23 protein-coding genes are annotated in these 23,160 nt (G+C 49.8%); 17 read left to right on the forward strand and 6 right to left on the reverse strand.

All coding sequences use genetic code 11. From position 1 onward, the window contains the following. Position 1 precedes the first annotated feature (1 nt). Entirely contained in the window at positions 2 to 952 is a 951-nt protein-coding gene (locus tag KTH89_RS13985) for an MOSC domain-containing protein (RefSeq protein WP_238722120.1), read from the forward strand. Here KTH89_RS13985 and KTH89_RS13990 read toward each other — a convergent pair. Further along, the gene (locus KTH89_RS13990) at positions 903 to 2,105 is read right to left on the reverse strand and encodes an ATP-binding protein (RefSeq protein ID WP_238722121.1); all 1,203 of its coding nucleotides are present in this window, start codon (positions 2,103 to 2,105) and stop codon (positions 903 to 905) included. The two genes, KTH89_RS13985 and KTH89_RS13990, sit on opposite strands and share 50 nt — an antisense overlap. Positions 2,106 to 2,459: 354 nt before the next feature. On the opposite strand from KTH89_RS13990, the gene modA reads away from it, so the two are divergent. From modA to KTH89_RS14030, 8 genes are all read left to right on the forward strand, one after another. Beyond that, positions 2,460 to 3,359, forward strand: coding sequence for a molybdate ABC transporter substrate-binding protein (modA, locus tag KTH89_RS13995; protein WP_238722122.1), 900 nt, complete (start codon positions 2,460 to 2,462; stop codon positions 3,357 to 3,359). 42 nt (positions 3,360 to 3,401) lie between these two features. Further along, complete coding sequence (gene modB / locus KTH89_RS14000) at positions 3,402 to 4,088, forward strand: molybdate ABC transporter permease subunit (protein ID WP_158346342.1); 687 nt, start codon at positions 3,402 to 3,404, stop codon at positions 4,086 to 4,088. Continuing rightward, a complete protein-coding gene (locus KTH89_RS14005) occupies positions 4,085 to 4,816 on the forward strand; it encodes a sulfate/molybdate ABC transporter ATP-binding protein (RefSeq protein ID WP_158346344.1) in 732 nt (243 codons plus the stop codon). Before modB ends, KTH89_RS14005 begins: the two co-directional genes overlap by 4 nt. 17 nt (positions 4,817 to 4,833) lie before the next feature. Continuing rightward, entirely contained in the window at positions 4,834 to 5,673 is an 840-nt protein-coding gene (locus tag KTH89_RS14010; protein ID WP_158346346.1) for an Mrp/NBP35 family ATP-binding protein, read from the forward strand. A 695-nt stretch (positions 5,674 to 6,368) separates the two neighbouring features. Next, a complete protein-coding gene (locus KTH89_RS14015) occupies positions 6,369 to 7,070 on the forward strand; it encodes a response regulator transcription factor (RefSeq protein ID WP_158346348.1) in 702 nt (233 codons plus the stop codon). Further along, positions 7,063 to 8,112 (forward strand): sensor histidine kinase, encoded by a 1,050-nt coding sequence (locus KTH89_RS14020; RefSeq protein ID WP_238722123.1) that lies wholly within the window; start codon positions 7,063 to 7,065, stop codon positions 8,110 to 8,112. Before KTH89_RS14015 ends, KTH89_RS14020 begins: the two co-directional genes overlap by 8 nt. Before the next feature lie 185 nt (positions 8,113 to 8,297). Then, positions 8,298 to 8,972 (forward strand): ABC transporter ATP-binding protein, encoded by a 675-nt coding sequence (locus tag KTH89_RS14025; RefSeq protein WP_238722124.1) that lies wholly within the window; start codon positions 8,298 to 8,300, stop codon positions 8,970 to 8,972. Between the two features lie 2 nt (positions 8,973 to 8,974). Beyond that, positions 8,975 to 11,422, forward strand: coding sequence for an ABC transporter permease (locus KTH89_RS14030; protein ID WP_238722125.1), 2,448 nt, complete (start codon positions 8,975 to 8,977; stop codon positions 11,420 to 11,422). An 18-nt stretch (positions 11,423 to 11,440) separates the two neighbouring features. Here the strand turns inward: KTH89_RS14030 and KTH89_RS14035 are convergent, their stop codons facing one another. The 5 genes from KTH89_RS14035 to KTH89_RS14055 form a co-directional block, all read right to left on the reverse strand. Next, on the reverse strand, positions 11,441 to 13,468 hold the full coding sequence (locus KTH89_RS14035; protein ID WP_158346357.1) for an FtsX-like permease family protein: 2,028 nt from the start codon (positions 13,466 to 13,468) through the stop codon (positions 11,441 to 11,443). Beyond that, positions 13,462 to 14,232, reverse strand: coding sequence for an ABC transporter ATP-binding protein (locus KTH89_RS14040; protein ID WP_158346359.1), 771 nt, complete (start codon positions 14,230 to 14,232; stop codon positions 13,462 to 13,464). Before KTH89_RS14040 ends, KTH89_RS14035 begins: the two co-directional genes overlap by 7 nt. Then, the gene (locus KTH89_RS14045; protein WP_158346361.1) at positions 14,232 to 14,684 is read right to left on the reverse strand and encodes a hypothetical protein; all 453 of its coding nucleotides are present in this window, start codon (positions 14,682 to 14,684) and stop codon (positions 14,232 to 14,234) included. Before KTH89_RS14045 ends, KTH89_RS14040 begins: the two co-directional genes overlap by 1 nt. Before the next feature lie 137 nt (positions 14,685 to 14,821). Then, positions 14,822 to 15,844 (reverse strand): sensor histidine kinase, encoded by a 1,023-nt coding sequence (locus KTH89_RS14050; protein WP_238722126.1) that lies wholly within the window; start codon positions 15,842 to 15,844, stop codon positions 14,822 to 14,824. Then, complete coding sequence (locus tag KTH89_RS14055) at positions 15,841 to 16,506, reverse strand: response regulator transcription factor (protein ID WP_238722127.1); 666 nt, start codon at positions 16,504 to 16,506, stop codon at positions 15,841 to 15,843. Before KTH89_RS14055 ends, KTH89_RS14050 begins: the two co-directional genes overlap by 4 nt. 512 nt (positions 16,507 to 17,018) lie before the next feature. Here KTH89_RS14055 and ylxM point away from each other — a divergent pair. The 8 genes from ylxM (at position 17,019) to dapF (ending at position 23,125) form a co-directional block, all read left to right on the forward strand. Continuing rightward, a complete protein-coding gene (ylxM, locus tag KTH89_RS14060; RefSeq protein WP_238722128.1) occupies positions 17,019 to 17,363 on the forward strand; it encodes a YlxM family DNA-binding protein in 345 nt (114 codons plus the stop codon). Positions 17,364 to 17,366: 3 nt separating this feature from the next. Beyond that, entirely contained in the window at positions 17,367 to 18,716 is a 1,350-nt protein-coding gene (ffh, locus tag KTH89_RS14065) for a signal recognition particle protein (protein ID WP_158346369.1), read from the forward strand. Positions 18,717 to 18,750: 34 nt separating this feature from the next. Then, positions 18,751 to 18,996, forward strand: coding sequence for a 30S ribosomal protein S16 (gene rpsP, locus KTH89_RS14070; protein WP_158346371.1), 246 nt, complete (start codon positions 18,751 to 18,753; stop codon positions 18,994 to 18,996). A 28-nt stretch (positions 18,997 to 19,024) separates the two neighbouring features. Further along, positions 19,025 to 19,252, forward strand: a complete 228-nt coding sequence (locus tag KTH89_RS14075) for a KH domain-containing protein (protein WP_158346373.1) — start codon at positions 19,025 to 19,027, stop codon at positions 19,250 to 19,252. Positions 19,253 to 19,450: 198 nt separating this feature from the next. Continuing rightward, positions 19,451 to 19,957, forward strand: a complete 507-nt coding sequence (rimM, locus tag KTH89_RS14080; protein ID WP_158346375.1) for a ribosome maturation factor RimM — start codon at positions 19,451 to 19,453, stop codon at positions 19,955 to 19,957. Between the two features lie 170 nt (positions 19,958 to 20,127). Next, the gene (gene trmD / locus KTH89_RS14085) at positions 20,128 to 20,877 is read left to right on the forward strand and encodes a tRNA (guanosine(37)-N1)-methyltransferase TrmD (protein WP_158346377.1); all 750 of its coding nucleotides are present in this window, start codon (positions 20,128 to 20,130) and stop codon (positions 20,875 to 20,877) included. A gap of 212 nt (positions 20,878 to 21,089) precedes the next feature. Continuing rightward, positions 21,090 to 22,274, forward strand: coding sequence for a trans-sulfuration enzyme family protein (locus KTH89_RS14090; protein WP_158346379.1), 1,185 nt, complete (start codon positions 21,090 to 21,092; stop codon positions 22,272 to 22,274). Then, a complete protein-coding gene (gene dapF, locus KTH89_RS14095) occupies positions 22,271 to 23,125 on the forward strand; it encodes a diaminopimelate epimerase (protein WP_238722129.1) in 855 nt (284 codons plus the stop codon). The genes KTH89_RS14090 and dapF overlap by 4 nt, the downstream gene beginning before the upstream one ends. Positions 23,126 to 23,160 lie beyond the last annotated feature (35 nt).

Consider the following 23,160-nt stretch of genomic DNA (forward strand, 5'->3'; position numbering starts at 1 on the left):
CATGGGCACCGTAAAAGCGATCTGTATCAGCGATAGAAGAGGAATCCAAAAAAGTTATGTGGAAGAAGCGTCTTTCCGAAAAGACTGGGGCATCGAAGGAGACGCTCATGCCGGCAACTGGCACCGCCAGGTCAGCCTGCTGTCCCACGAACGGATCGAAGAATTCCGGGCCAGAGGGGCCGATGTACAGCCGGGCGCTTTCGGAGAGAACCTGATCGTATCCGGCTTCGACTTCCGCAACCTGCCTGTCGGCACGGTATTTAAATGCGGGGAAGTGCTCCTGGAAATGACCCAGATCGGCAAGGAATGCCACACCCATTGCCAGATCTATCAGAAAATGGGTGAGTGCATAATGCCCACCCAGGGTGTGTTCGCCCGGGTGCTGCAGGGAGGAACCATTCACGCCGGCGACGAGATGCTTCTGGATGAGTCGTACAAAGATCCCAGATTTACCGCCGCGGTCATCACCTTAAGCGACAAAGGCGCCGCAGGAGAGCGCAAAGACCAAAGCGGTCCGCTGATGAAAGAATTGCTGACCCAAGCGGGGTACCGCGTCATCGAGGAACTGCTACTGCCGGACAGCCAGAAACAGCTGGAAAACGAGCTGATCCGTCTAAGCGACGGAAGACAGACGTCGCTGATCCTGACTACCGGTGGCACCGGTTTTTCCATGAGAGACGTAACCCCCGAGGCGACCCTGGCCGTAGCCCATCGAAACGCCCCGGGGATCGCGGAAGCGATCCGGGCGGAATCCATGCGCTTCACCGGACGTGCAATGTTAAGCCGGGGTGTATCCGTGATCCGCGGCAGTTCCCTGATCGTTAACCTGCCCGGCAGCCCCAAGGCTGTCCGGGAGTGCCTGGAATTTCTGCTGCCGGAGCTGGAACACGGAATCGCGGTGCTTAAAGGGACTGCTTCGGAGTGCGGGAGAGCAGAAAGTCAACGATGTTGAGCTGCTTAATACCATCCTCGTTCATGGGTATTTCGTCCATGGACAGGATGTACCTGGGGTAGTAATCATTCACCTTTTTCAGCGGAGCAATCTCCCTGGCAAAGGTTCCGGGGTCAAGCACGCTGGCCGCTACCTGATAATAGATACGGTCGCCGCCGGATTCAGCGATAAAGTCAATTTCCAGATTCTCCACTTTGCCGATACTGACCTTATAACCCCGCCGGAGCAGCTCCAGATAAACGATGTTCTCCAGCAGATGTCCAATATCCACGTTCCTATTCCCCAGCAGCAGGCGGCGCAGCCCGATGTCCACAAGATAGTATTTTTCCAGGGATTTCAAGTGCTGTTTTCCTTTCACGTCATAGCGCCCGGCTTTATACAGGATGAACGATTCCATCAGCGCTTCAATGTAATTTTCCACCGTGACCGGGGTTGTTTTTCTCCCATAAGAGGTCAGGCTGTCCGCAATTTTTTTAGATGAAACCACATTGCCTACATTGTCAAAAAGGAACTTGATGACGCTTTCCAGCAGAGCGACATCGCTAATTCGCTTTCTGGCAACGATGTCTTTGAGCAGCACTGTGTTGTAGATCCCGGACAGGTAATCCTTACGGACCGCCGCATCTTCAATAGATGCGGTGTATGGAAAACCGCCGTTTTGGAAATAGGCATTCCAAGCATCCCGTCTGCTGCCGCCCACCAGCTCGAAGTATTCCCCAAAGGACAGCGGCAGCATTTGAATCTCTACATACCGGCCTGACAGCAATGTTGCCAGTTCCCCCGAAAGCAGGTATGCGTTGGAACCGGTAATGTACACATCCGCCTTGTCCTTAATAAAGAGGGAATCAACAGCCTTTTGAAATTCCGGCACCGCCTGGATCTCATCCAAAAAAATATAGGTCATTTTGTCGGGCAGCAGCCGCGCTGTCACATAGTCGTATAGCTTATGATAGTCCAGCAGTTCCTCATTGACAATATCCTCGAAATTTAAAACGATGATCTGCTCCGGCGCCACCCCTTGCTTTTTGAGGTAATTCTGAAATTGCAGCAACAACGTGGATTTTCCGCATCGCCGTACGCCGGTCACGACCTTAATGAGCTGTTTATCCCTGAGCTGGATCAGTTTATCTAAATAGCGTTCTCGTAATACCATAATATTCACCTCTTTTATTAAACCGTATCACAAAATAGTTTTGATGTAAACGAGTTTTTATATCCAAATATTAAAACTTTTCGTTTTTTGTGTTTTTGTATTATGTACTTATCTTATCCATCCTCCAACGAAAAAATACCGGAAAATACGGGTGCTATTCTTATATTATGCAGAAAAAGAGATTGTCTCGTTCCCGCCGCCCCGGCCCCAAGTAAATTCCCCCCAATATCTGGAAATATGGGTTGATCTTTTTCACAGTATAAGTTAGAATAAAAAGGGCGTTATTTTCAAATGAGAATAACGAAAACCGGTGACGGATCAGGTTCGCCGGATAAATGTGAAAAAGGAGGATAAATGATGAAGAAAAAGTGGTTGGGTTTGGTGATGGCGGCTGCGCTGGTGGCAGCGGCGGTGTCCGGATGCGGATCAGCGAAGGACGGGGAGGCCGCGGACACAGCGGGCGGTAAGACGGATGCGGTGGCGGAAGGCAGTGAGGCCCCTGCGGCGGAGACACCTGTGCAGACGGAGGCTCCGGCGGAGCAGGAAAATGTGACGATGATGCTGGCGGCGGCAGCCAGTCTGGAAAATAGTATGGTGGATGAACTGATTCCTATGTTTGAGGAGGCGAATCCCAATATTACCGTGCAGGGAACCTATGACAGCTCGGGGAAATTACAGACCCAGATCGAAGAGGGAGCCGATGTGGATGTCTTTATCTCTGCCGCGATGAAACAGATGAACGCGCTGGATGAAGAAGGGCTGATGGATAAAGAGTCGATAGCCCCTCTTCTGGAAAATAAAATTGTTATGATTATTCCCGCGTCTTCCGGGGAGACTCCGGACAAATTCGAAGATCTGCTGGATATGGAGTCTGTGGCGATCGGGGATCCCGACAGCGTGCCCGCGGGACAGTATGCCAAAGAGGCTTTTGAGTCCATGGGAATCTGGGACAAGATCAATGCGAAGGCAAGCCTTGGAACGAATGTGACCGAAGTCCTGAACTGGGTTGCGGAAGGCAGCGCCCAGGGAGGAGTCGTGTATGCTACGGATGCGGCTTCCACCGATAAGGTGAAGGTGGTGGCGGAAGCCCCGGAAGGAAGCGTTTCCCAGATCATCTATCCGGTAGGGATCGTGGAGGCTTCTAAAAATAAAGAGGCGGCGCAGCGTTTTGTGGAGTTTTTGCAGGGAGCAGACGCGATGAAGGTGTTTGAAAAATACGGATTTTCTCAGCCTGCTCAAAGCGGCGCAAAATAGTAACGCTCGAAAAAGCCGCAGCTGCGGAGTGGGAGGAAGAAAATGGACTGGTCACCGATATTGATATCCATAAGAACGGCGTGCGTATCTATCCTGTTTACGTTTTTCCTGGGATTGTTCGCCGCCTGGTGGGTGGCCCGGATGCGGTCGAATAAGTGGAAAATGATAATGGATGGGCTGTTTACTTTGCCGTTGGTGCTGCCTCCTACGGTGCTTGGCTTTTTTCTGCTGTACATATTTGGAGTGCAAAGGCCAGTGGGAAAGTTTTTGCTGGATTTTTTCAGCGTGAAAGTGGTTTTTTCCTGGAGCGCTACGGTAATCGCGGCGGTGACGGCCTCCTTTCCCCTGATGTACCGGTCCGCCAGAGGCGCTCTGGAGCAGGTGGAGGATACTTATCTGCAGGCGGCTAGGACGCTTGGCTATTCGGAATGGAAGGTTTTCTGGTGTATCTGGATGCCGTTAGCTCTTCCAGGCGTCGCCAGCGGAGCGGTGCTCTCCTTTGCGAGAGGCCTGGGAGAATTCGGGGCCACAGCCATGATCGCGGGAAATATCGCCGGGAAGACAAGGACTCTGCCCCTTAAGATTTATTCAGAGGTGGCGGCGGGGAACATGAGCGGGGCTTATACCTATGTGATTATTGTGGTGGTGATCTCCTTTGTGGCAATTTTGGCGATGAATTATTTTACCCTCCGGGGTCAACGATATGCAAAGCGTGGTGGAAGAATATGAGTTTATCGGCGGCGGTAAAAAAGAAATTTAAGAATTTTTCCATGGATGTCACCTTGCACACGGATGGAAAACCTTTGGGTGTGCTGGGCGCTTCCGGATGCGGAAAAAGCATGACTTTAAAATGTATTGCCGGGATCGAACATCCGGACAGCGGGGTGATCGCTCTGAATGACCAGCTGCTGTTTGATTCGGAACAGAAGATCTGCGTCTCCCCCCAGAAGCGCAGAATCGGTTACCTGTTTCAGAATTATGCCCTGTTTCCCCATATGACGGTAAAAAATAATATAGCCGCCGGCGTCCGGGGAACCAAAGAGGAGATCGCGGGCCGGGTGGCGGACATGATGAAGCTTTTACATCTGGAAGGCCTGGAAGAGCGCTATCCGGCGCAGCTGTCCGGCGGGCAGCAGCAGCGGGTGGCGCTGGCCAGGATCTTGGCCTATGATCCGGAGGTGCTGCTGTTGGATGAGCCGTTCTCCGCCCTGGATACGTATCTGCGGGAAAAACTGCTGGACCAGATCGATGAACTCCTGGATATTTACCATGGTGAAGTGATCCTGGTCACGCATAATCCCCGGGAAATCTATAAGCTATGCAGCAGGATTCTGGTGATGGGGAACGGAGAGGTGCTGATGGAGGGACCCGTTTCCGAAATTTCTGAAAGTTCTGCGCTGGGGGTGCTTGAAAAAGTATATGAGAACGCTTATACTGTTAAAAGCAAGGAAAGTTAAGGAGATGAATGAACAGTATGGCAGAGAATCAAGAATGCAGCAGCAGCGCAAGCTGTTCCAGAGAAAGCTGTGAGGGGTGTCCCAGCAAGCAGCAGCCTCAGAGTTTTCAGGTAGAACCGAATCCATTTACGGTTGTTAAGAAAGTAATCGGTGTTGTCAGCGGAAAAGGCGGTGTGGGAAAATCCCTCGTAACCGCGTCACTGGCCAATGCTATGCGTGAAAAGGGATATGAAGTCGGTATCCTGGACGCGGATATAACCGGTCCTTCCATTCCCAAAATGTACGGCCTGCACGGCCCTTTAAGCGCTACCGATGAGGGGATTTTCCCGGCGGAAGCGGAAAACGGAGTAAAAGTCATGTCCGTGAATCTGATCATGCCCAACGAGGAAGATCCGGTGATCTGGCGCGGCCCTATTATCGCCAATACGGTAAAACAGTTCTGGCAGGAGGTTATGTGGGGTGACCTGGATTTCCTGTTCGTGGACATGCCTCCCGGAACCGGCGACGTTCCGCTGACGGTATTTCAGTCCCTGCCGGTAGACGGTATCGTGATCGTAACCAGCCCGCAGGATCTGGTACAGCTGATTGTAAAGAAAGCATATAATATGGCCAACGCCATGAATATTCCGGTGCTGGGCATTGTGGAAAACTACAGCTATCTGAAATGTCCGGACTGCGGCAAAGAGATACGGGTATTTGGTGAAAGCCACATCGATGAGGCGGCGAAAGAGCTGAATCTAAGCGTATTGGGAAAAATGCCGATCGAGCCGGCCTTTGCGGAATTATCCGATCAGGGGAAATTTGCCGAAGCCAAAAATGAATATCTGTCCGCCGCCGCTTTTAAACTGGAAGAGTAGGGGGCATAAAATAGCAGCGCTCGAAAAGCCTCGCTGACTATTTTTTATGCATCGCACATAAGCGGCTAAAAAGCAGCTGCAAGTGCTCTTAGCGATAAAAAAGAAGGACTCCGGTTCTGGAAGAATGAAACGGAAGCAAAGAAACGCTGCCGGGAGTAATGTGACCGGAGAAAGCGTAAACGGAAGAAGCACAACCAGGAGAAGCACAACCGGATGAAGATGGGCTGCCGTACTGAAATTAAATTTTCAGTACGGCAGCTCTTTTTTTCGGCTATTGGGGGATGGATTCTGCGCCATTACTTCTATATTATAATGTATATATGATATGGATATAGGATGCGGCATTTATAGGTAAGTGCCCATGTACGCAGGGGAAATGTCTTTGGGTGTATAATTTTTATACAGGTTATTACCGCCGACTGCTCACGCAAGTACATTGACAGAAGGAGGCTGCCGCATTACACTATTGATTGTTAGCGGATACTGCCTCAGAATATGAGGACGGTGAAAAATTACTATATCATACATTATTGAGCGGCGAAGGCTGCGAACCCGCCCGAAGGGCATGAATGAATGGGATACTGTAAAGTATAAGATTTAATATCATGAGATTCGATCAGGAATATGAAAACTATCTGATCACATGAAAGGTTTAGCAGGCGAGAGAAACCGTGCGTGCGGAAGGGAACAAATTTATGGAGCGGATTTTAATTATAGAAGATGATGAAATGTTAAATGCAGGCCTTTGCTATAATATGCAGGCGGCAGGATATATCCCGGTCCCGGCTTATGATCTGAAGACAGCCAGAGATCTTTTGCACAGCCAGAGGTGGGACCTGATATTGCTGGATGTAAACCTGCCGGATGGTAACGGCTATGCGTTTGCCGGACAGATCCGCCGGGACAGCGATGTGCCGGTCATATTTTTGACTGCGCAGGATATGGATGAGGATATGGTAAAAGGATTTGAGGCCGGTGCGGATGATTATATCACGAAACCATTTAATATTAAAGTTGTGCTCCAGAGAATCCGGGCGGTGTTAAACCGCTGCGGAAAAGCTAAGGCGGCCGAAGAACTGGTGTGCGGCAACCTGAGGGTCAACCTGTCGGAAATGACGGTGCAAAAAGGAAATTCCCCTCTTGCGCTGACCCCCACGGAATATAAGCTTTTGAAAACCTTTCTCCAAAACCCGGGGCAGGTGCTGACCCGGGAAATAATATTGGAGAAATTGTGGGACAGTGAGGGAAACTTTGTGGACGAGCATACCCTGACGATCAATGTGAGCAGGCTCAGATCCAAAATATCCGATGCGCAATATACATACATAAAGACGGTATATGGGGTCGGTTATCAATGGATCGGCGACAGGGAGCAGATCGGAGGCGGAAATGAATAATCAAAAAAGCATCCGGGAGATATTTTTGGCCGCAGCGGCACTTATCATTATCCTTCTCTATCTGACGGCCAGCCTGTATCTGACCCGTGAGAATCCTCAAAGAGTCCTGATATGGACGCTTGCGGTTCTGTTTTCACTGTTATTGGCCGGGATTATGGGAGTGGGATATTATCTGTGCCGGCGGCGTATGGACCGCATAACGGAGCAGATCTGCGACAGCATCGACCGGCTGATCGACGGCAAAAAGATAGTAGGAAGCAAAGAGCGGGAAACCCTTACTTCAAAAATCACAATGAAGCTGGATAAACTTTCCGATGTCACCGCTTCCGCAGTAGCCCAAAGCCTCAGCCAAAAGCAGGAGGTTCAGCAAATGGTCTCCGATATTTCCCACCAGCTGAAAACGCCTATCGCGAATATTCGGATGTACAGTGATACGATTGCCAACAGTGAATTGCCAAAACAGCAGGAGCAGAAATTTCTGGAAGTCCTGAACGGACAGGTTAAAAAGCTTGAGTTTTTAGTAAACGCCTTGATTAAAATGTCCAGATTGGAAAGTCGCCTGATCCATCTGCAGAAAGCGGATACCCAGGTGTCCGCCTTATTGGAGGAAATAACCGATTCCGTTACTCCCCGAGCGGATGAAAAACACATCCGAATCCAAATAGCCTGCCCTGAAATCCTGACGCTTGCCTGCGATCCCAAATGGACCGCAGAAGCGCTGTTTAATATACTGGAAAACGCGGTAAAATATACCGAAGAAAACGGCCGGATCTTCATCCGGGCGGAGCGGCTTGAGATGTACAGCAAGATTGAGATCACGGATAATGGCATCGGCATCTCTCCCGAACGGGTAAACGACATTTTTAAAAGATTTTACAGAGACAGCCAGGTCAGGCGAATCGAGGGTCTCGGCATCGGTCTCTACCTGTCCCGCCATATCATCAGCCAGCAGGGCGGCTACATCCGCGTACAATCAAGGCCGGGGCAGGGCTCCACGTTTTCCGTGTTTTTACCGAATGGAGGAGGAAAAGGGCCGGTATAACGATTTGCAACAGAGGTCCCGGACAGCCGGAGCAAAAAAAACGGCTGCCCGGGGCCTCCCTCTTATTAATGCAGAAAAAAATATATTGAATGTTACAAGATTGAGAGGATTCCTTGAGACTTTGAGAGGGTTTTGAAACTTTCGGGTGCTATGATGGAGTTATCAAAGGAAAGGGTGAGAAACTTATGAGTATATTAGAGACGAAGGACTTGAAAAAGTATTATGGGAGCGGCAGCCAGATGGTTAAGGCGTTAGACGGCGTGTCACTGGAGATAGAAAAGGGCAGTTTTACGGCGGTGGTAGGCACATCGGGCAGTGGAAAATCCACACTGCTGCATATGATCGGCGGCTTGGATACCCCTACTTCCGGCAGCGTTACGGTGGGCGGGAAGGAGCTTTCCAGCATGAGCGATGAGGAGCTTACGATCTTCCGGCGCCGTCAGATCGGATTCGTGTTTCAGAATTATAATCTGGTGCCGATCCTGAATGTGTATGAAAATATTGTGCTGCCTATCGAGCTGGATGGAAGCAAGCCGGATCAGGAATATATTAAGGAGATCGTTCAGCTGATCGGCCTGAAGGACCGCCTGGACAGCATGCCGAACCAGCTGTCCGGGGGACAGCAGCAAAGAGTGGCTATCGCCCGGGCCCTGGCGGCCAAACCGGCAATCCTGCTGGCGGATGAACCCACCGGTAATCTGGACAGCCGTACCAGTCAGGATGTGTTAAGCCTGTTGAAAACTACCGGAGAGAAGTTCCATCAGACCATGATGATAATCACGCATAATGAAGAGATTGCCCAGATGGCGGATGAGACGATCCGTATCGAGGATGGAAAAATCGCGGAAAGCAGGTGGTAATCATGGGTCTGGACAAAAACAATAACAGGAATGTCGTAAATAAGATAGCCAAAAAGGATCTGCATAAAAACAGGAACCTGAATCTGTTTACCTGTATGACGGTAGCCTTAAGCGTAGCGCTGATCCTAACCTTTTTGCTGTATGGATTCGGAAGCGCGACAGAAAAATTAAGAAGGATGGAAGAGCGCTCCCAGGTAACTTACGAACAAGTAACGAAAGAACAGCTGGAACAGATCAAAGACCGCCCGGATATTCTGTGGGCCGGCGGCAGTATGAGCGCCGGAAGCGCGAAGGTCGGAACGGCCCGGCTGGTAGTCTTTTACCAGGACGCAGTGATGGCGGAAAAAAATGAATTGAAATATACGGGGGAACTGCCCGAAGAGGGAACGGAACTGATGCTGCCCAGGGACTATCTGGAACGTCTTAATATAAAAGCGTCGCCAGGAGATACCGTCTCTCTTGACCTGGGAGACGGACAGACGAGGGATTATAGTTTAAGCGGAATCAGCGAAGCTCCCTCCAAGGGCGGCGGCATCTATCGGATCGTGGCGTCTCAGAATGTGATCGGCCTGCTGACCGGCCGGCCTTCCGATCGAGTGGACGCGGTAGTCGATATGAAAAATGCAACGAATATGACGCTTAGCGAAGCCACGGAGAAGGCGGCGCAGATCGGGGCCGAATACGGGATTTCGGAAGAACAGATTAAGATGGCGGAATCCTTTTTTAACCAGGCGTCGGTTTCCAGAATCGGCACCCTCACCATCGTAATGCTGGCTGCGGTCGCTGTTCTGATCCTTTTGTCGGCGGGCATTGTCATTAAGAATATCTTCTACATTTCTGTGGCGGGAAAAGTGCGGGAATATGGCCAGCTGCGTACGATCGGAGCTACACAGAAGCAGGTCCGCCGCCTGGTTACCAGGGAAGGGATGGTTCTGGCAGCCAGGGGAATCCCTTTCGGCCTGGCGTTTGGATGCCTGATGGGATACATTCTGGTGCCCAAGGGGTGGGAATGGAAGACGGCTCTGCTCTGCGGTATCGTGTGTGTACTGTTCGGGTTCGCAGGGGTCAGGCTGGCCGTCAGAAAACCGGCCCGGATCGCCGCGAAAACTTCACCGATCGAGGCTGCCCAATACACCGGTTATGAAGGAAAACATACCGGTACAAAAAACCTGACGCGGAGCCTGAATCCTTCCTACCTGGGTATTCTGAATCTGAAGCGGAGCAAAAAGAAGACAGCCATGACCATGTGCTCTTTAGTTCTGGCGGGAATTCTGCTGGGAACCATCTGCACCTTTGTCGTATCCTACAAGCCGGAACAAGTGGCGTTATCCCAGTTCCCCAACGGGGAATATCAGGTAAGCCTGACGGTAGATCAGGGATATGGAGCGGACACCAGCCAGAGCAGCCGGATGAAGAACATGACGGAGCTGCAAAAAAGCGGTCTGATGGCTGAGGTGGAAGAGCAGATTATGAACATCGATGGTGTCAGACAGATCCGGCCCTGGTATCTGGTAGAGATCAAACAGGATATATTTCAGGAAGAAAGAGAAGGTTCCATTAACGGCCTGGAAGAACAGGATTTCGCCCTGCTCAAACAGATGAATTACGAAGGGCCTCAAACTTATGAAGAACTAAACGCGCAAATGGGAGTGATCCTGGAATTAGGAAGCAACAGCAGGCTGAAAGAGCACCCCGTTCACATCGGAGATACCTTCCACGTGACCTACTGTGACCCGTCGGGACAGGAAACCGTCGTGGAAATGCCGGTTATTGCCACTTACAACCAGATCCTATGGCAGCAGGCAAACAAAGTGGATTACGGCGAAATCCCCCTTTCCATCATGGGCAGTATGCTGCTGATGCCTGTGTCCCAGCTGGAGCAGATGACCGGTACCGACAGTTCCTACGGAATTGAATTTGCCGTAGATCCATCCAAAGCGCAGTCCATAGAAAACACGTTGACAGATCTGTATGCCGAAAGCGGTAACCTGAACGTCATGTCCAAACAGGAGAATATGGATGCAGCCAGGGAGATGATGGAGCCCATGAAGATCGTGCTCAATGTACTGGCCGCGTTCCTCATCTTGTTCGGCATCATCAACCTGATCAATACGGAGCTTACGAACCTGTACAGCCGCCGCCGGGAGATCGCCGTTCTCCAGTCGGTCGGCATGACCAAACGTCAGGTCGGCAAAATGTTGAGCCAAGAGAGCACCATATATACCGTAGTAACCATCGCCTTTACCGTGATCGTCGGAAGCCTTATGGGCTATGGCCTGCAGTACGCGATGGAAAATGCGCTGATGGTCCCGATGGAATATACATTCCCATTAATCCCGGTTCTGCTATATATTGCTGCCCTGCTGGGAGTACAGTTTACAATGAACGCTTACGGTTCGCGGATGCTGGCACAGCAGCCTCTGGTGGAGCGGATTAGGCAGGCGGAATAGAGAGAGCCCGCTTCGGGTCTAGCGGCGGTTGTAAGTGAAGCGGGCAGTTAGGTAATAGATGCCGTAGAGCAGAGTGAACAAGAAGAGTGAATATCCAAGGGATTGGTAAATCCAAAGCCGGCTGGTAAAGATGGGTAAATGGAACTCTGTGTAGTGGATTTTTTCTGCGGTTATCGAAATAAGACTGGTGCTTATGACGAGGGCAGGCAGGATCGGTAGTATGAAAAGCAATGTCAGATATCGGTTGTTTTGTTTGGTGATCTGCTTATTGGACATGCCAAGGCGGCGGAGAATGTTGTCCTGCTGTTGTTTCTTTTCTTTGTCGCTTAACAACTGGGTTGCCAGAATGGCTGCACCGGTGATTTCTAAAATGAGCGCCAGATAAAAGAGGCAGATTAAGAAGGAGTACATTTGGGACAGAGATTCTTTTTGCGCCCATTTTCCGGTGAGGTAATCTGCGGTGGAATGGACTAGCGCAGTGCCGTATTTACCATTTGTGGAACGGATCGTGCTTCTGTCCAGGAGGATTAGCCGGTCATGGGAAGCGGCGATGATGGTTTGCAGGGAAATGCTGTTGAGGGGAGATTCGGTTATCGCGGCATAGAGGCTGTATCGTATTTCCAACCGGACGGCTATCGGGTCGGGGATTATGATTATATAGTCGTATCCGTTACCGTAGGGCTCGCTTTGGGAAAAGGGTTCGGTTAAGATTCCGCCGGCGGTTAATGTGCGGCCGGACAGGGTGATTTTTGGATTTTGTGATATATAGCTGGTGAAGCTGGTTTTTAGGGCTGGGACGCAATGGATATAGTAGCTGTTTTCGTTTAGTTCCGCTTTTTCGTATCCCAGTATTTTTCTTAAGATTGTGTAGTCGCTCTGGGCCATATAGGTGTCGTATTGGTATTCTTCGTAGATAAAGCTTCGCGGGCGGCCTACGGCGGTCACTGTTTTGCCGCGGACGGCAAGAAAGTCCTGTTTCGAATTGGTATAAATGTTATAAGCATGGCTGGATCGGATGGGGGCTGCGGGCGCAATGAGTTTCTCATAGACGGAAAAATCCCGGCTCTCTTTGTTGTGGAGAATCATAAGATCAAAGACGTTTGAACTGACGCTCCGGGCTGCAAGACTGCTGGCGGAGATGCCGATTCCGATAAAGGTGAGCGCCAGTGTGAACAGGATCGAGAGGACCGCCATAGCAATACTCATCGAACGTATTTTGGAAGTGAAAAGCCGGAAGGTGATCAGATGGTCTTTGGTGTACTTCCAGGCAATTCGATTTTCTGATATTGCCACAAGAAAGGAAGGAATGCTCAGAAAAAAGCCGAATAAGAACAGGGACAGCAGTAGCATTCCCAGCAGATAATCATATCCCCTGCCAAGCGGCTGCACAGTAATAAAGGTAAGACCCAGGCAGCCGGAGATGATGGAAAGCAAAAAGACAGTTATGGCGGACGCCCTGCCGGCCAGCAGGTGTTTTTCATTTTGCCGGTCATAATAGAGCAGATCGTATAGTTTTATCCTGCGGACCCATTTTCTGCTTTTTAGAAGGGAAAATAAAAAAATAGCAGCAAAATAAAGCAGAGTCAGAACTGCCGTCCGGAGCGACAATCTGAAATTGAGCGAGTAGGATTGCGCAAACATGCCAAGCAACGCCGCCTGAAGCAGTTGGGACAGCAGGATGCCGGCCGGAAGGCTGAGCAGATAGGCGATGGCTCCGATGATTAAATTTTCCCGGAAAATAAGCCTGCTGATAGAACGGTTGGGGATGCCGGAGACCATGTATATACTGAATTCTCTGCTGCGCCTTTTGAGCATGTAGTTTGTCATATAATTTACGATCCAGCCCAAAACGAGGATGATGAGCAGTGTTGAAACGGTAATCATGTATGGCAGTATTTCCAGTTCAGACAGCGCTTTTATGCTATCAGAGAAAATGAAAGCGTTGAAGGCGTACATGGAGGAGACGGAGCATATGAGGGTGACCAGATACAGCGTATAATCCCGGAACTGCCGTTTGGCGTTACGTACAGACAATGTTCCTAACATGGCCGCTCACCTCCAAGCACAGAAAGGACATCCAGTATTTCGTGATAGAATACACTGCGAGATTTTTCACCCTTTATGATTTCATTGAATATTTTTCCGTCTTTAAGGAACAGAATGCGGCTAGCGTAACTGGCGCTGAACGGGTCATGGGTCACCATGATGATCGTTGCATTTGATTTCCTGTTGCGTTCCGACATGATTTCCAGCAGGATCCGGGCTGCATTTGAATCCAGTGAGCCTGTAGGCTCGTCGGCCATAATCAGATTGGGGCCGCCGGTTACGGCCCGCGCGAACGCGCATCGCTGTTTTTGGCCGCCGGAGACCTGATAGGGAAATTTTCCCAGCGCATCCCCAAGCTGTAAGGAATCCGCGATCTTGTGAACGCGGCTGTCAATCTCGTGAGGCGGCAGACGGTGAAGCGTTAAAGGCAAAGCGATATTCTCTTCCAGAGTCAGGTTATCCAGCAGATTAAAATCTTGGAACACAAAGCCGAGATGATCCCGCCGGAAGGCCGCCAGATTGTCTTCCGGTATGGAAGTGATATCTTGCTCCTCCAAATATATGTGCCCCGCGCTTACGGAGTCAATGGTAGAGATACAGTTAAGCAGAGTGGTTTTGCCGGAGCCGGACGCGCCCATCACACTGATAAATTCTCCTGTCTCTACTTGAAAGCTTACCCGATCCAGCGCTTTTGTTACGGCGCCTTGATTGCCGTAATATTTTTCGATCTGTTCCACTCGGAGTAAAGGTTGCCTGCGGTTCATTACGGTTCCACCACCCTTCCATCTGTAATAGTAATATCCCGGTCGGCAAATTTTAAGACGTAGGTTTTGGTCATGTCATCTGCCGTTTCGATATAGATTTTCATAGTTCCCTGCATCGTCGGGGAAAATTCATCTTCCAAAGTATAGGTCTTGATTTCTTCTATAACAGTTCCGTCTATACCCCGCACAGTGCTTTCCTCAAGTGTTGGGATGACATTCCGGAAGGGAAAGTGTCCGTCGATGGTCACCTCTTTGACAGTTCCGCCTTCGGTTATAAAGACAACTCCGCTGGAATCGGACCGGATTCCCGACGCCTTTGATAATAGAAAAATCAAACACAGGCCCAGAATCATAACTGCCAAGCCGGCCGCGGCAATAAGAAACCTCTTGTTTACACGGCCCTTTGCGGGAGGAATGGTTCTCCCGCGAACCTCTTTTCTGCTGCTTCGCACACTTATACACCTCCTTTTTTGATATATCTACATTTTAAAAGGAGGCGGGACCGGATGGTATAAAAGTCCATTCATTTTATCTGACAGTTTTGTAAGATTATATCATAGGCAGCGGAACCGTTCTGTCCGGAGGGTCATCAGTCCAGCGGTTTTATTTTCAGATAATCATTTTTCGGAAAATAAAGGGTGACGGTCGTATATTGGTTTGGCTCAGATGCTATCTCTATGCCGATGCCGAGTTTATCGCACAGCTGTTTACAAAGATACAAACCGATGCCGGTGGCATGATTCCCGGTTCTGCCGTTGCTTCCAACAAAGCCTTTATCGAATACGCGGCCAATCTCGCTGGGTTTAATGCCAATGCCATGATCCGTGACAGATAATGCGATATAATTTCCCTTGTCCTGAGAGACGATCTCTATAACCGGCGGGCGCTCTCCCTGATATTTGATGCTGTTGAGGAGAATCTGACTGAGAATAAAATGAACCCACTTATCATCTGAATATACGGAATCATAAATAGCGTCCGCATGGACGTTCACTCCATTTTGGATCAAAAATTGCTTGTTTCTGACCAGCACATCCAGGACACAGTCCTTCAGCGGGATTTCTCTGATCAGATAATCCTTTTCCACGCTTCCCAACCGGGCATAGAACAGAACACGTTCTACATCCTGTTCGATTAATCCCGTCTGAGCTGCAATTTTCCGCGTGATATCCGACTTATTATTTTCACAGATCAACTGAATACCCGTAATCGGAACCTTGATTTCATGAATCCATTGTTCGATATAATCCCGATACTCATCATTTACCCGTTTTGCATGCGCTACCTCATTCGTCATCGACTTAAAAGCCTCTTTCACAAGCCGGAAATACACCTGTTCCAAAACGGATTCCGGCCTGTCCACGATTTCTGCCAGCAGATATTTTTGATTCAGGGATTCGAAGACAGAAAGCAATTGTCCGATCCGCTTCCTTTGCTTCCAATAATCAAAGCCCAAGGCCCCGGTTACGATACAGGCATAGCATATCCACAATAAAATAAGCTCTGCCCTGCCGACACCGAAAAAAACCAGCAATATGGAAAAGAACAAGCCGCCGGCAAGACAAATAAGTAAAGTGCCTTTTTTCTCATCAACATAGTCAGATATTATCATATTTTATATCCCATGCCTCTTTTTGTCTGTATAAAATTATCCAATCCAAGTTCCCGCAGCTTCCCGCGTATCCGCATCATATTCACACTCAGGGTATTGTCATCCATATGGATGCCGTTATCCCACAGATACTCGATCAGGTCTAATCTGGAAACAATTTTCCCCGGCCTCGTAAAAAGAACGTATAAAATTTTCAGTTCAGTCTTTGTCAATTCCGCCTCTTTACAGTCAAAGAGCAGCGTACCGGCTACCGGTTTGAGCTTCACACCCCGATACTCGACGTAATCCGGCTGCCCGTTCCCTTTTCCTTTTTTCAAAAGCAGACTGATCCGGGCCAGCATAACCGGGATATTATACGGCTTCGATATAAAATCATCCCCACCCAAAGTCAGGGCCTGCAGCTCATCCATTGCCGTATTGCGCCCGGTAATAAACAGTATCGGCGTAGCGGTAAAACTACGTATACTTGTGCATAGACGATAACCGTCCTGTCCCGGCAAATTAACATCCAGTAGAATCAAATCAGGGCCATCTGCTTTGACTTGCCCGATAACATCATCGAAATCTGCAATGCACTCAACGGAATATCCGGCGTTGGATAAAAGAAGTTTCAGCTCCTCTCGAATTATTTCGTCATCTTCGATAATCAATATTTTATACATGACCAAGCCTCCGTATTACAGAAGTTAACTCCTGTACCTTCTATTATATTTTGTGTACTGAAATAGCTCAAGTGTGAAATGAATATTATCATGTCTCACAAGTAAAAAAAATTCTGCACATGAATCTAAGCCATCACCAAAGCAGGAGCGGGCAGGCGCAGGGACGGTCTCCGGGAACGGGGGAGAAAAGCGGCTTGGGCCGAATCGCTTGAGGCCATGCCTTAGAACGGGTTACGCAAAAGAGGGCAAAACCTCGCAGGACCCGGGGCACTGTTTGAGCCATCTTTTTGGCGAGTTTGCCCCGGGTCCTGCTAATCAGAGGTTTTACCCTCTTTGGAGTTACCCGTTCTTAGGCATGACCGAAGCGATTCGGCCCAAGCCGCTTTTCTCCCCCGTTCCCGGAGACCGTCCCTGCGCCTGTCCGCTCCGCCCCTTAGCCCGCTTGAAAAACTGTCAAGAAAAAATACTTGACACCCGCGCGAACTTCCTGTATAGTAACAAAGGTGATAAAAATGGAGAAATTCCTGGAGCAGGCATATTTGTATGATTTTTATGGCGAACTGCTGACAGAGCATCAAAAACAGATATACGGGGATTTTGTCCTGAATGATTTATCCCTGAGCGAGATTGCCGAAGAGCAGGGGATCAGCCGGCAGGGCGTACACGATCTGGTCCGGCGGTGCGATAAGATATTAAAGGATTATGAAGATAAATTGCATCTGGTGGAGAAGTTTTTATTTATCAAAAAACAAATTCAGGAGATGCAGCACATTATGGAATCGATGGAAGCTTGTGAAGAGCCGGAAAAGCTTGGCAGACTGAGGCAGATATCCGGTGAGATCCTGGAGGAGTTATAATACATGGCATTTGAGAGCTTATCAGACAAACTACAGAATATATTCAAGAACCTGCGCAGCAAGGGCAGGCTGACCGAAGCGGATGTCAAGGCATCGCTAAAAGAGGTTAAGATGGCGTTGCTGGAAGCGGATGTCAGCTTCAAGGTGGTCAAACAGTTCATGAAAGCCGTGCAGGAGCGCGCGGTGGGGCAGGATGTGTTAAACGGACTGAATCCCGGACAGATGGTGATCAAGATCGTCAACGAAGAGATGGTCAATCTGATGGGAGCGGAAACCACGGAGATCGCGCTGCAGCCGGCGGGTGAGATTACGGTTCTTATGATGATGGGACTTCAGGGAGCCGGTAAAACGACCACCACGGCTAAAATCGCGGGAAAGTTAAAATCCAAAGGCCGTAAGCCATTGCTGGTGGCCTGTGATATCTACCGGCCCGCGGCGATACAGCAGCTGCAGATCAACGGTGACAAACAGGGCGTGGAAGTATTTTCCATGGGAGACAAGAACAAGCCTGTCAATATCGCCAAAGCGGCAATAGAGCATGCCTCCAAAAACGGACACAATGTAGTGATCCTGGATACTGCCGGGCGCTTACATGTGGACGAAGACATGATGAACGAGCTGATCGAGATCAAGGAGAACGTCACGGTCAACCAGAGCCTTCTGGTTGTGGATGCCATGACCGGGCAGGATGCGGTGAATGTGGCGTCCATGTTCGATGAGAAGATCGGCATTGACGGAGTGATTCTGACGAAACTGGACGGTGATACCCGGGGCGGGGCGGCGCTTTCGATCCGGGCCGTAACCGGAAAGCCGATATTATATATAGGTATGGGAGAAAAGCTTTCGGATCTGGAACAGTTCTATCCGGACCGTATGGCGTCCCGTATCCTGGGCATGGGCGATGTGCTCACGCTGATCGAGAAAGTACAAAACGACATCGACGAGGACAAAGCCAGAGAGATGGAGCGCAAGCTGCGCAAAGCGGAGTTTGGATTTGACGACTATCTGGAACAGATGCAGCAGATCAAGAAAATGGGCGGTCTCTCAGACCTGCTGGGCATGATTCCCGGTATGGGAGCCCAGATGAAGAACATCGACGAAGTGGTGGATGACAAGGCCATGTCCCGTGTGGAGGCCATGATCCTGTCCATGACGCCCCAGGAGCGTTCCAATCCAAGCGTTCTGAACCCGTCGCGGAAGAAGCGGATCGCGGACGGCGCCGGAGTTAACATCAGTGAAGTAAACCGGCTGGTAAAGCAGTTTGAGCAGGGCAAGAAAATGATGAAGCAGCTTCCCGGTATGATGGGCGGCAAAATGGGTGGTAAAAGAGGCAAGTTTCGGCTTCCCTTTTAACATATAGAGAAAACCTGATAAGGAGGTGAAAGTAATGGCAGTAAAAATCAGATTAAAAAGAATGGGTGCTAAGAAAAAACCTTTCTATAGAATCATCGTCGCAGATTCCAGATCCCCCAGAGATGGAAAATTCATCGAAGAGATCGGAACCTATGATCCCAACCAGGATCCCAGTGTATTCAAGGTTGACGAAGAGCTGGCAAAGAAATGGCTGGCAAATGGCGCACAGCCCACAGAAGTAGTCGGCAAGATCTTCAAATTAGCAGGCATTGAAAAGTAATGATAGCTTGGCCTGGAGGTGAATAGCCATGAAAGAACTGGTGGAAGTAATCGCCAAAGCATTGGTAGATCATCCGGACGAAGTAGTCGTCACACAGACGGAGAACAACAAAGGGATTACGGTTGAGCTTCACGTGGCCAAGGAAGATATGGGTAAGGTCATTGGTAAGCAGGGCCGTATCGCCAAAGCGATCCGTTCCGTTGTCAAAGCGGCCGCATCCCGGGATGATCAGAATGTAATGGTTGAAATCGTTTAACCATACAAACAGAACCAAAAGGGACAGTCCTCAGGTTCCATAAGATGTTTAACAAAGCGGAACCATTCCGCCCTCTTATGAGACCTGCGGATAGTCCTTTCTTTTTTATTCCACGGCAAAGGATTGCGCGTTTCGGAAATAGGTATACCGGCAAGAGCCATACAGAAACACAAAGAATAAAACAGGAGAACAAATCATATGGAGCAATATTTGCAGGTAGGAGTCATATCCTCCACCCATGGGATTCGGGGAGAAGTCAAAGTATATCCCACCACGGATGATGTTTCCCGGTTCAAAAAATTAAAAAAAGTAATTCTGGATACAGGAAAAGAACAACGTTCCCTTGAGATTGAAGGAGTGAAATTTTTTAAGCAGTTTGTCATTCTCAAGTTTAAGGGCATTGATCACATAAATGACATCGAGAAATATAAAGGAAAACCGCTTATGGTAGCCCGGGAGCAGGCCGTTACACTGGCCCGGGATGAATATTTCGTGGCGGACCTGATCGGACTTCTGGCCATCACGGATGAAGGGGAGGAGTTAGGCACCCTGGTTGATGTGCTGGAAACCGGAGCCAATGACGTCTATGTGATCGGCACACCGGATCACAAGGAGCTTCTTCTTCCGGCGATCAAAGAATGCATCCTCGATGTCGATATGGAAGGCCGGAAGCTGCTGGTGCATCTCATGCCCGGCTTACGCTGAGCTAACTAAACGATTTGGGACATGTCCAAATCAGTTTGGGACATGTCTATTCTGAAACGGACATGTCCCAAACCGGAATGGACATGTCCCAAACCGGAATGGACATGTCCCAAACCGGAATGGACATGTCCCTTTTCGGTCTTTTCGGTATTTAAGCAGGAGGAAAACCAATGAATTTTCATATACTGACATTGTTCCCTGAGATGATTATGCAGGGAATCGGAACCAGCATCACGGGCCGGGCCATCGAAGCCGGGCATATCTCGGTGGAGGCGGTGAATATCCGGGACTATTCGGATAATAAGCATTGCAAAGTGGATGACTACCCCTACGGGGGCGGCGCGGGTATGGTAATGTACGCAGAGCCTGTATTCCGGGCTTATGAGGCGGTCCGTGAAAAAATCGGGAAAACGCCCAGAGTGCTTTACATGACTCCCCAGGGCCGGGTGTTCCGGCAGGAAATGGCGGAGGAGCTTTCGAAGGAGGAGGATCTGATCTTTCTGTGCGGCCATTATGAGGGAATCGACGAGCGGGTATTGGAGGAGATCGTGACGGACCATGTGTCGATCGGGGACTATGTGCTGACCGGCGGCGAACTGCCGGCGATGGTGATGATCGACGCTATCTCCCGTCTGGTGCCCGGAGTGCTGAACAACGATGCCTCCGCGGAAATCGAATCTTTTCACGACAACTTGCTGGAATACCCTCAATACAGCCGCCCGGAAGAGTGGCGGGGGAAAAAGGTGCCGGAGGTGCTGATGTCGGGACATCATGCCAATATAGAAAAATGGCGCAGAGAACAGTCTCTGATCCGGACCATGTTAAGACGCCCGGATTTGCTGGAAAATGCAAACCTGACGAAACAGGAACGGGTTCTTGTTGATAAATGGATGAGGGAGCAGGATACGGACGCCGAGTGAAACAGACGCCGGGTGAAATCCGTTGACAGCCTATTTTTAAAACCGTATAATGGAAGATGTCCGAAGCAGAGTATGAAGCTATGAAAATAGAAGAGATCCAATAGAGATCCACAGCAAAATATGCATGCCCAGGACCGGTTTTAAAACTAAAGTCTTAGTCAGAAGCAACGCACTGGCTGTAGAATCCTAAAAGAAAAACGAGGTATGGACTTATGAAAAATTTTAGCAATTACAACGATTACAGCCTGAAAAAAGATCTGGCCTTTGAATCCAGGGCAATCCACGGAGCTCTTGGCAATGATCCGATGACAGGCGCAGTCAGCTTCCCTATTTTTCAAACGGCAACCTTTCGGCATAAAGCACTGGGACAATCTACCGGCTATGATTACAGCCGGCTTCAGAATCCGACCAGACAGGAATTGGAGCGTACTATGGCGATCCTGGAGGAAGGGACGGAGGCCTTCGCTTTTTCCAGCGGACAGGCCGCGAATATGGCGCTGTTTACCTGGCTGAATCCCGGGGATCATCTCATTCTTTCGGATGACATCTACGGCGGAACCTTCCGTATCGTGGATACCATATTCCACAAATACGGAGTGGATTATACGTATGTGGATATGTCGGAGTTAGATCAGGTGAAAGCCGCGATTACCGATAAAACAAAAATGTTTTTCATAGAGACCCCCACGAACCCCATGATGAAGGTGGCTGATATCCGGGTGTTATCCGACCTGGCAAAATCCATCGGCGCGATTACGGTCGTGGACAATACGTTCCTGACCCCTTATTTCCAGCGTCCGCTGACCTTGGGAGCCGACGTGGTGGTTCACAGCGCGACCAAATACATCGGCGGCCACAACGACACCATATCCGGTATCGCTGTCACCAACAACGAAGAGATCGCCGCCCATATGAAAATTCAGTTAAAATCCCACGGGAACGGCCTGGCCGCTCTTGACTCCTGGCTGCTGATCCGGGGGCTTAAGACCCTGCCGATCCGCATGGACCGGCATAATGAAAATGCTAAGGTGGTAGCCGAATGGCTGCGGACCCAGCCGAAAGTTAAAAAAGTCTACTATGTGGGCTTCCCGGATCACAAGGATTATGAAGTGACGTTAAAGCAGACCAGCGGCTTTGGCGGAATGATCTCCTTCGAGATGGATTCCTTTGAGACGGTGGAACGGATTCTGGAGAGAGTTGACATGATCATGTTTGCGGAGAGCCTCGGCGGAACGGAGACACTGATCACCTACCCCACCAGACAGACTCACGAGGACGTTCCGATGGACAGAAAGGAAGCGCTGGGGATCAATGATAAATTCCTGCGTATTTCCATTGGTCTGGAAAATGTAAACGATATAATCAGAGATTTAGATCAGGCGATGAACGGAAAATGAAAAAAATAAAATTCACAAAAATGCAGGCATACGGAAACGACTACGTCTATATCGATGCCATACATCAGGAATTAGCAAAATTGCCGGAGCTGGCCAGGTTTGTCAGCGACCGGCATTTTGCCGTCGGCTCGGACGGCATGGTGTTAATCTGCCCCTCCGAAGTGTCGGATTTCCGCATGCGGATGTTCAATCCCGACGGATCGGAGGGGGAAATGTGCGGGAACGCCCTGCGCAGTGTGGCCAAATATGTCTATGACCATGGTTTTACAGATAAGACCCGGTTCCAGATCGAGACCTTCGGCGGGCTGCAGAACATAGAACTGCAGGTGGAGAATCAGAAAGCGGTAAACATTACCGCCGACATCGGGCGCCCGGTACTGGACACCGGAAAAATACCGGTCAACACTCCGGCAGCGGAATTTATCAACCAGCCGGTCCGGATATTGGACCGTGAATTTTATATTACGGCGGTGTCCTGGGGAAATCCCCACTGCGTCACTTTTGTGGAGAATACAAAAGACTTCGATGTGGAAACCTACGGGAAAGCCATTGAGCATCATACCGAGCTGTTCCCGAACAAGACAAATGTCACCTTCGCGCAGGTGGTGCGCCGGGACTACATCAAGATCCGCGAATGGGAGCGGGGAACCGGCGAGACGATCGGCTGTGGAACCGGATGCTGTACCGCGCTGGTCGCCGCCTCTTTGCTGGGCCTGACAGACCGGGAAGCCACGGTGGAACAGATCGGAGGGCCGCTTCATGTAAAATGGGATTCCGATACCGGGCACATGATTATGACAGGCTCCTCCCATACGGTATTTGAAGCTGAGATCGAAGTACCCTTTCTATAAGAAAAAGGAAGATTCTAAAAAAGGAAGAATAGAAA

The organism is Diplocloster agilis (genome assembly GCF_019042275.1).
In the GTDB taxonomy this organism is placed as follows: Bacteria; Bacillota; Clostridia; order Lachnospirales; family Lachnospiraceae; genus Diplocloster; species Diplocloster agilis.

What these genes read in the sequence shown, in the direction of transcription:
- KTH89_RS13985 (WP_238722120.1), top strand. Translation starts at nt 2, where the DNA reads ATGGGCACCGTAAAAGCGATCTGTATCAGCGATAGAAGAGGAATCCAA.
- KTH89_RS13990 (WP_238722121.1), bottom strand. Translation starts at nt 2,105, where the DNA reads ATGGTATTACGAGAACGCTATTTAGATAAACTGATCCAGCTCAGGGAT.
- modA (WP_238722122.1), top strand. Translation starts at nt 2,460, where the DNA reads ATGATGAAGAAAAAGTGGTTGGGTTTGGTGATGGCGGCTGCGCTGGTG.
- modB (WP_158346342.1), top strand. Translation starts at nt 3,402, where the DNA reads ATGGACTGGTCACCGATATTGATATCCATAAGAACGGCGTGCGTATCT.
- KTH89_RS14005 (WP_158346344.1), top strand. Translation starts at nt 4,085, where the DNA reads ATGAGTTTATCGGCGGCGGTAAAAAAGAAATTTAAGAATTTTTCCATG.
- KTH89_RS14010 (WP_158346346.1), top strand. Translation starts at nt 4,834, where the DNA reads ATGGCAGAGAATCAAGAATGCAGCAGCAGCGCAAGCTGTTCCAGAGAA.
- KTH89_RS14015 (WP_158346348.1), top strand. Translation starts at nt 6,369, where the DNA reads ATGGAGCGGATTTTAATTATAGAAGATGATGAAATGTTAAATGCAGGC.
- KTH89_RS14020 (WP_238722123.1), top strand. Translation starts at nt 7,063, where the DNA reads ATGAATAATCAAAAAAGCATCCGGGAGATATTTTTGGCCGCAGCGGCA.
- KTH89_RS14025 (WP_238722124.1), top strand. Translation starts at nt 8,298, where the DNA reads ATGAGTATATTAGAGACGAAGGACTTGAAAAAGTATTATGGGAGCGGC.
- KTH89_RS14030 (WP_238722125.1), top strand. Translation starts at nt 8,975, where the DNA reads ATGGGTCTGGACAAAAACAATAACAGGAATGTCGTAAATAAGATAGCC.
- KTH89_RS14035 (WP_158346357.1), bottom strand. Translation starts at nt 13,468, where the DNA reads ATGTTAGGAACATTGTCTGTACGTAACGCCAAACGGCAGTTCCGGGAT.
- KTH89_RS14040 (WP_158346359.1), bottom strand. Translation starts at nt 14,232, where the DNA reads ATGAACCGCAGGCAACCTTTACTCCGAGTGGAACAGATCGAAAAATAT.
- KTH89_RS14050 (WP_238722126.1), bottom strand. Translation starts at nt 15,844, where the DNA reads ATGATAATATCTGACTATGTTGATGAGAAAAAAGGCACTTTACTTATT.
- KTH89_RS14055 (WP_238722127.1), bottom strand. Translation starts at nt 16,506, where the DNA reads ATGTATAAAATATTGATTATCGAAGATGACGAAATAATTCGAGAGGAG.
- ylxM (WP_238722128.1), top strand. Translation starts at nt 17,019, where the DNA reads ATGGAGAAATTCCTGGAGCAGGCATATTTGTATGATTTTTATGGCGAA.
- ffh (WP_158346369.1), top strand. Translation starts at nt 17,367, where the DNA reads ATGGCATTTGAGAGCTTATCAGACAAACTACAGAATATATTCAAGAAC.
- rpsP (WP_158346371.1), top strand. Translation starts at nt 18,751, where the DNA reads ATGGCAGTAAAAATCAGATTAAAAAGAATGGGTGCTAAGAAAAAACCT.
- KTH89_RS14075 (WP_158346373.1), top strand. Translation starts at nt 19,025, where the DNA reads ATGAAAGAACTGGTGGAAGTAATCGCCAAAGCATTGGTAGATCATCCG.
- rimM (WP_158346375.1), top strand. Translation starts at nt 19,451, where the DNA reads ATGGAGCAATATTTGCAGGTAGGAGTCATATCCTCCACCCATGGGATT.
- trmD (WP_158346377.1), top strand. Translation starts at nt 20,128, where the DNA reads ATGAATTTTCATATACTGACATTGTTCCCTGAGATGATTATGCAGGGA.
- KTH89_RS14090 (WP_158346379.1), top strand. Translation starts at nt 21,090, where the DNA reads ATGAAAAATTTTAGCAATTACAACGATTACAGCCTGAAAAAAGATCTG.
- dapF (WP_238722129.1), top strand. Translation starts at nt 22,271, where the DNA reads ATGAAAAAAATAAAATTCACAAAAATGCAGGCATACGGAAACGACTAC.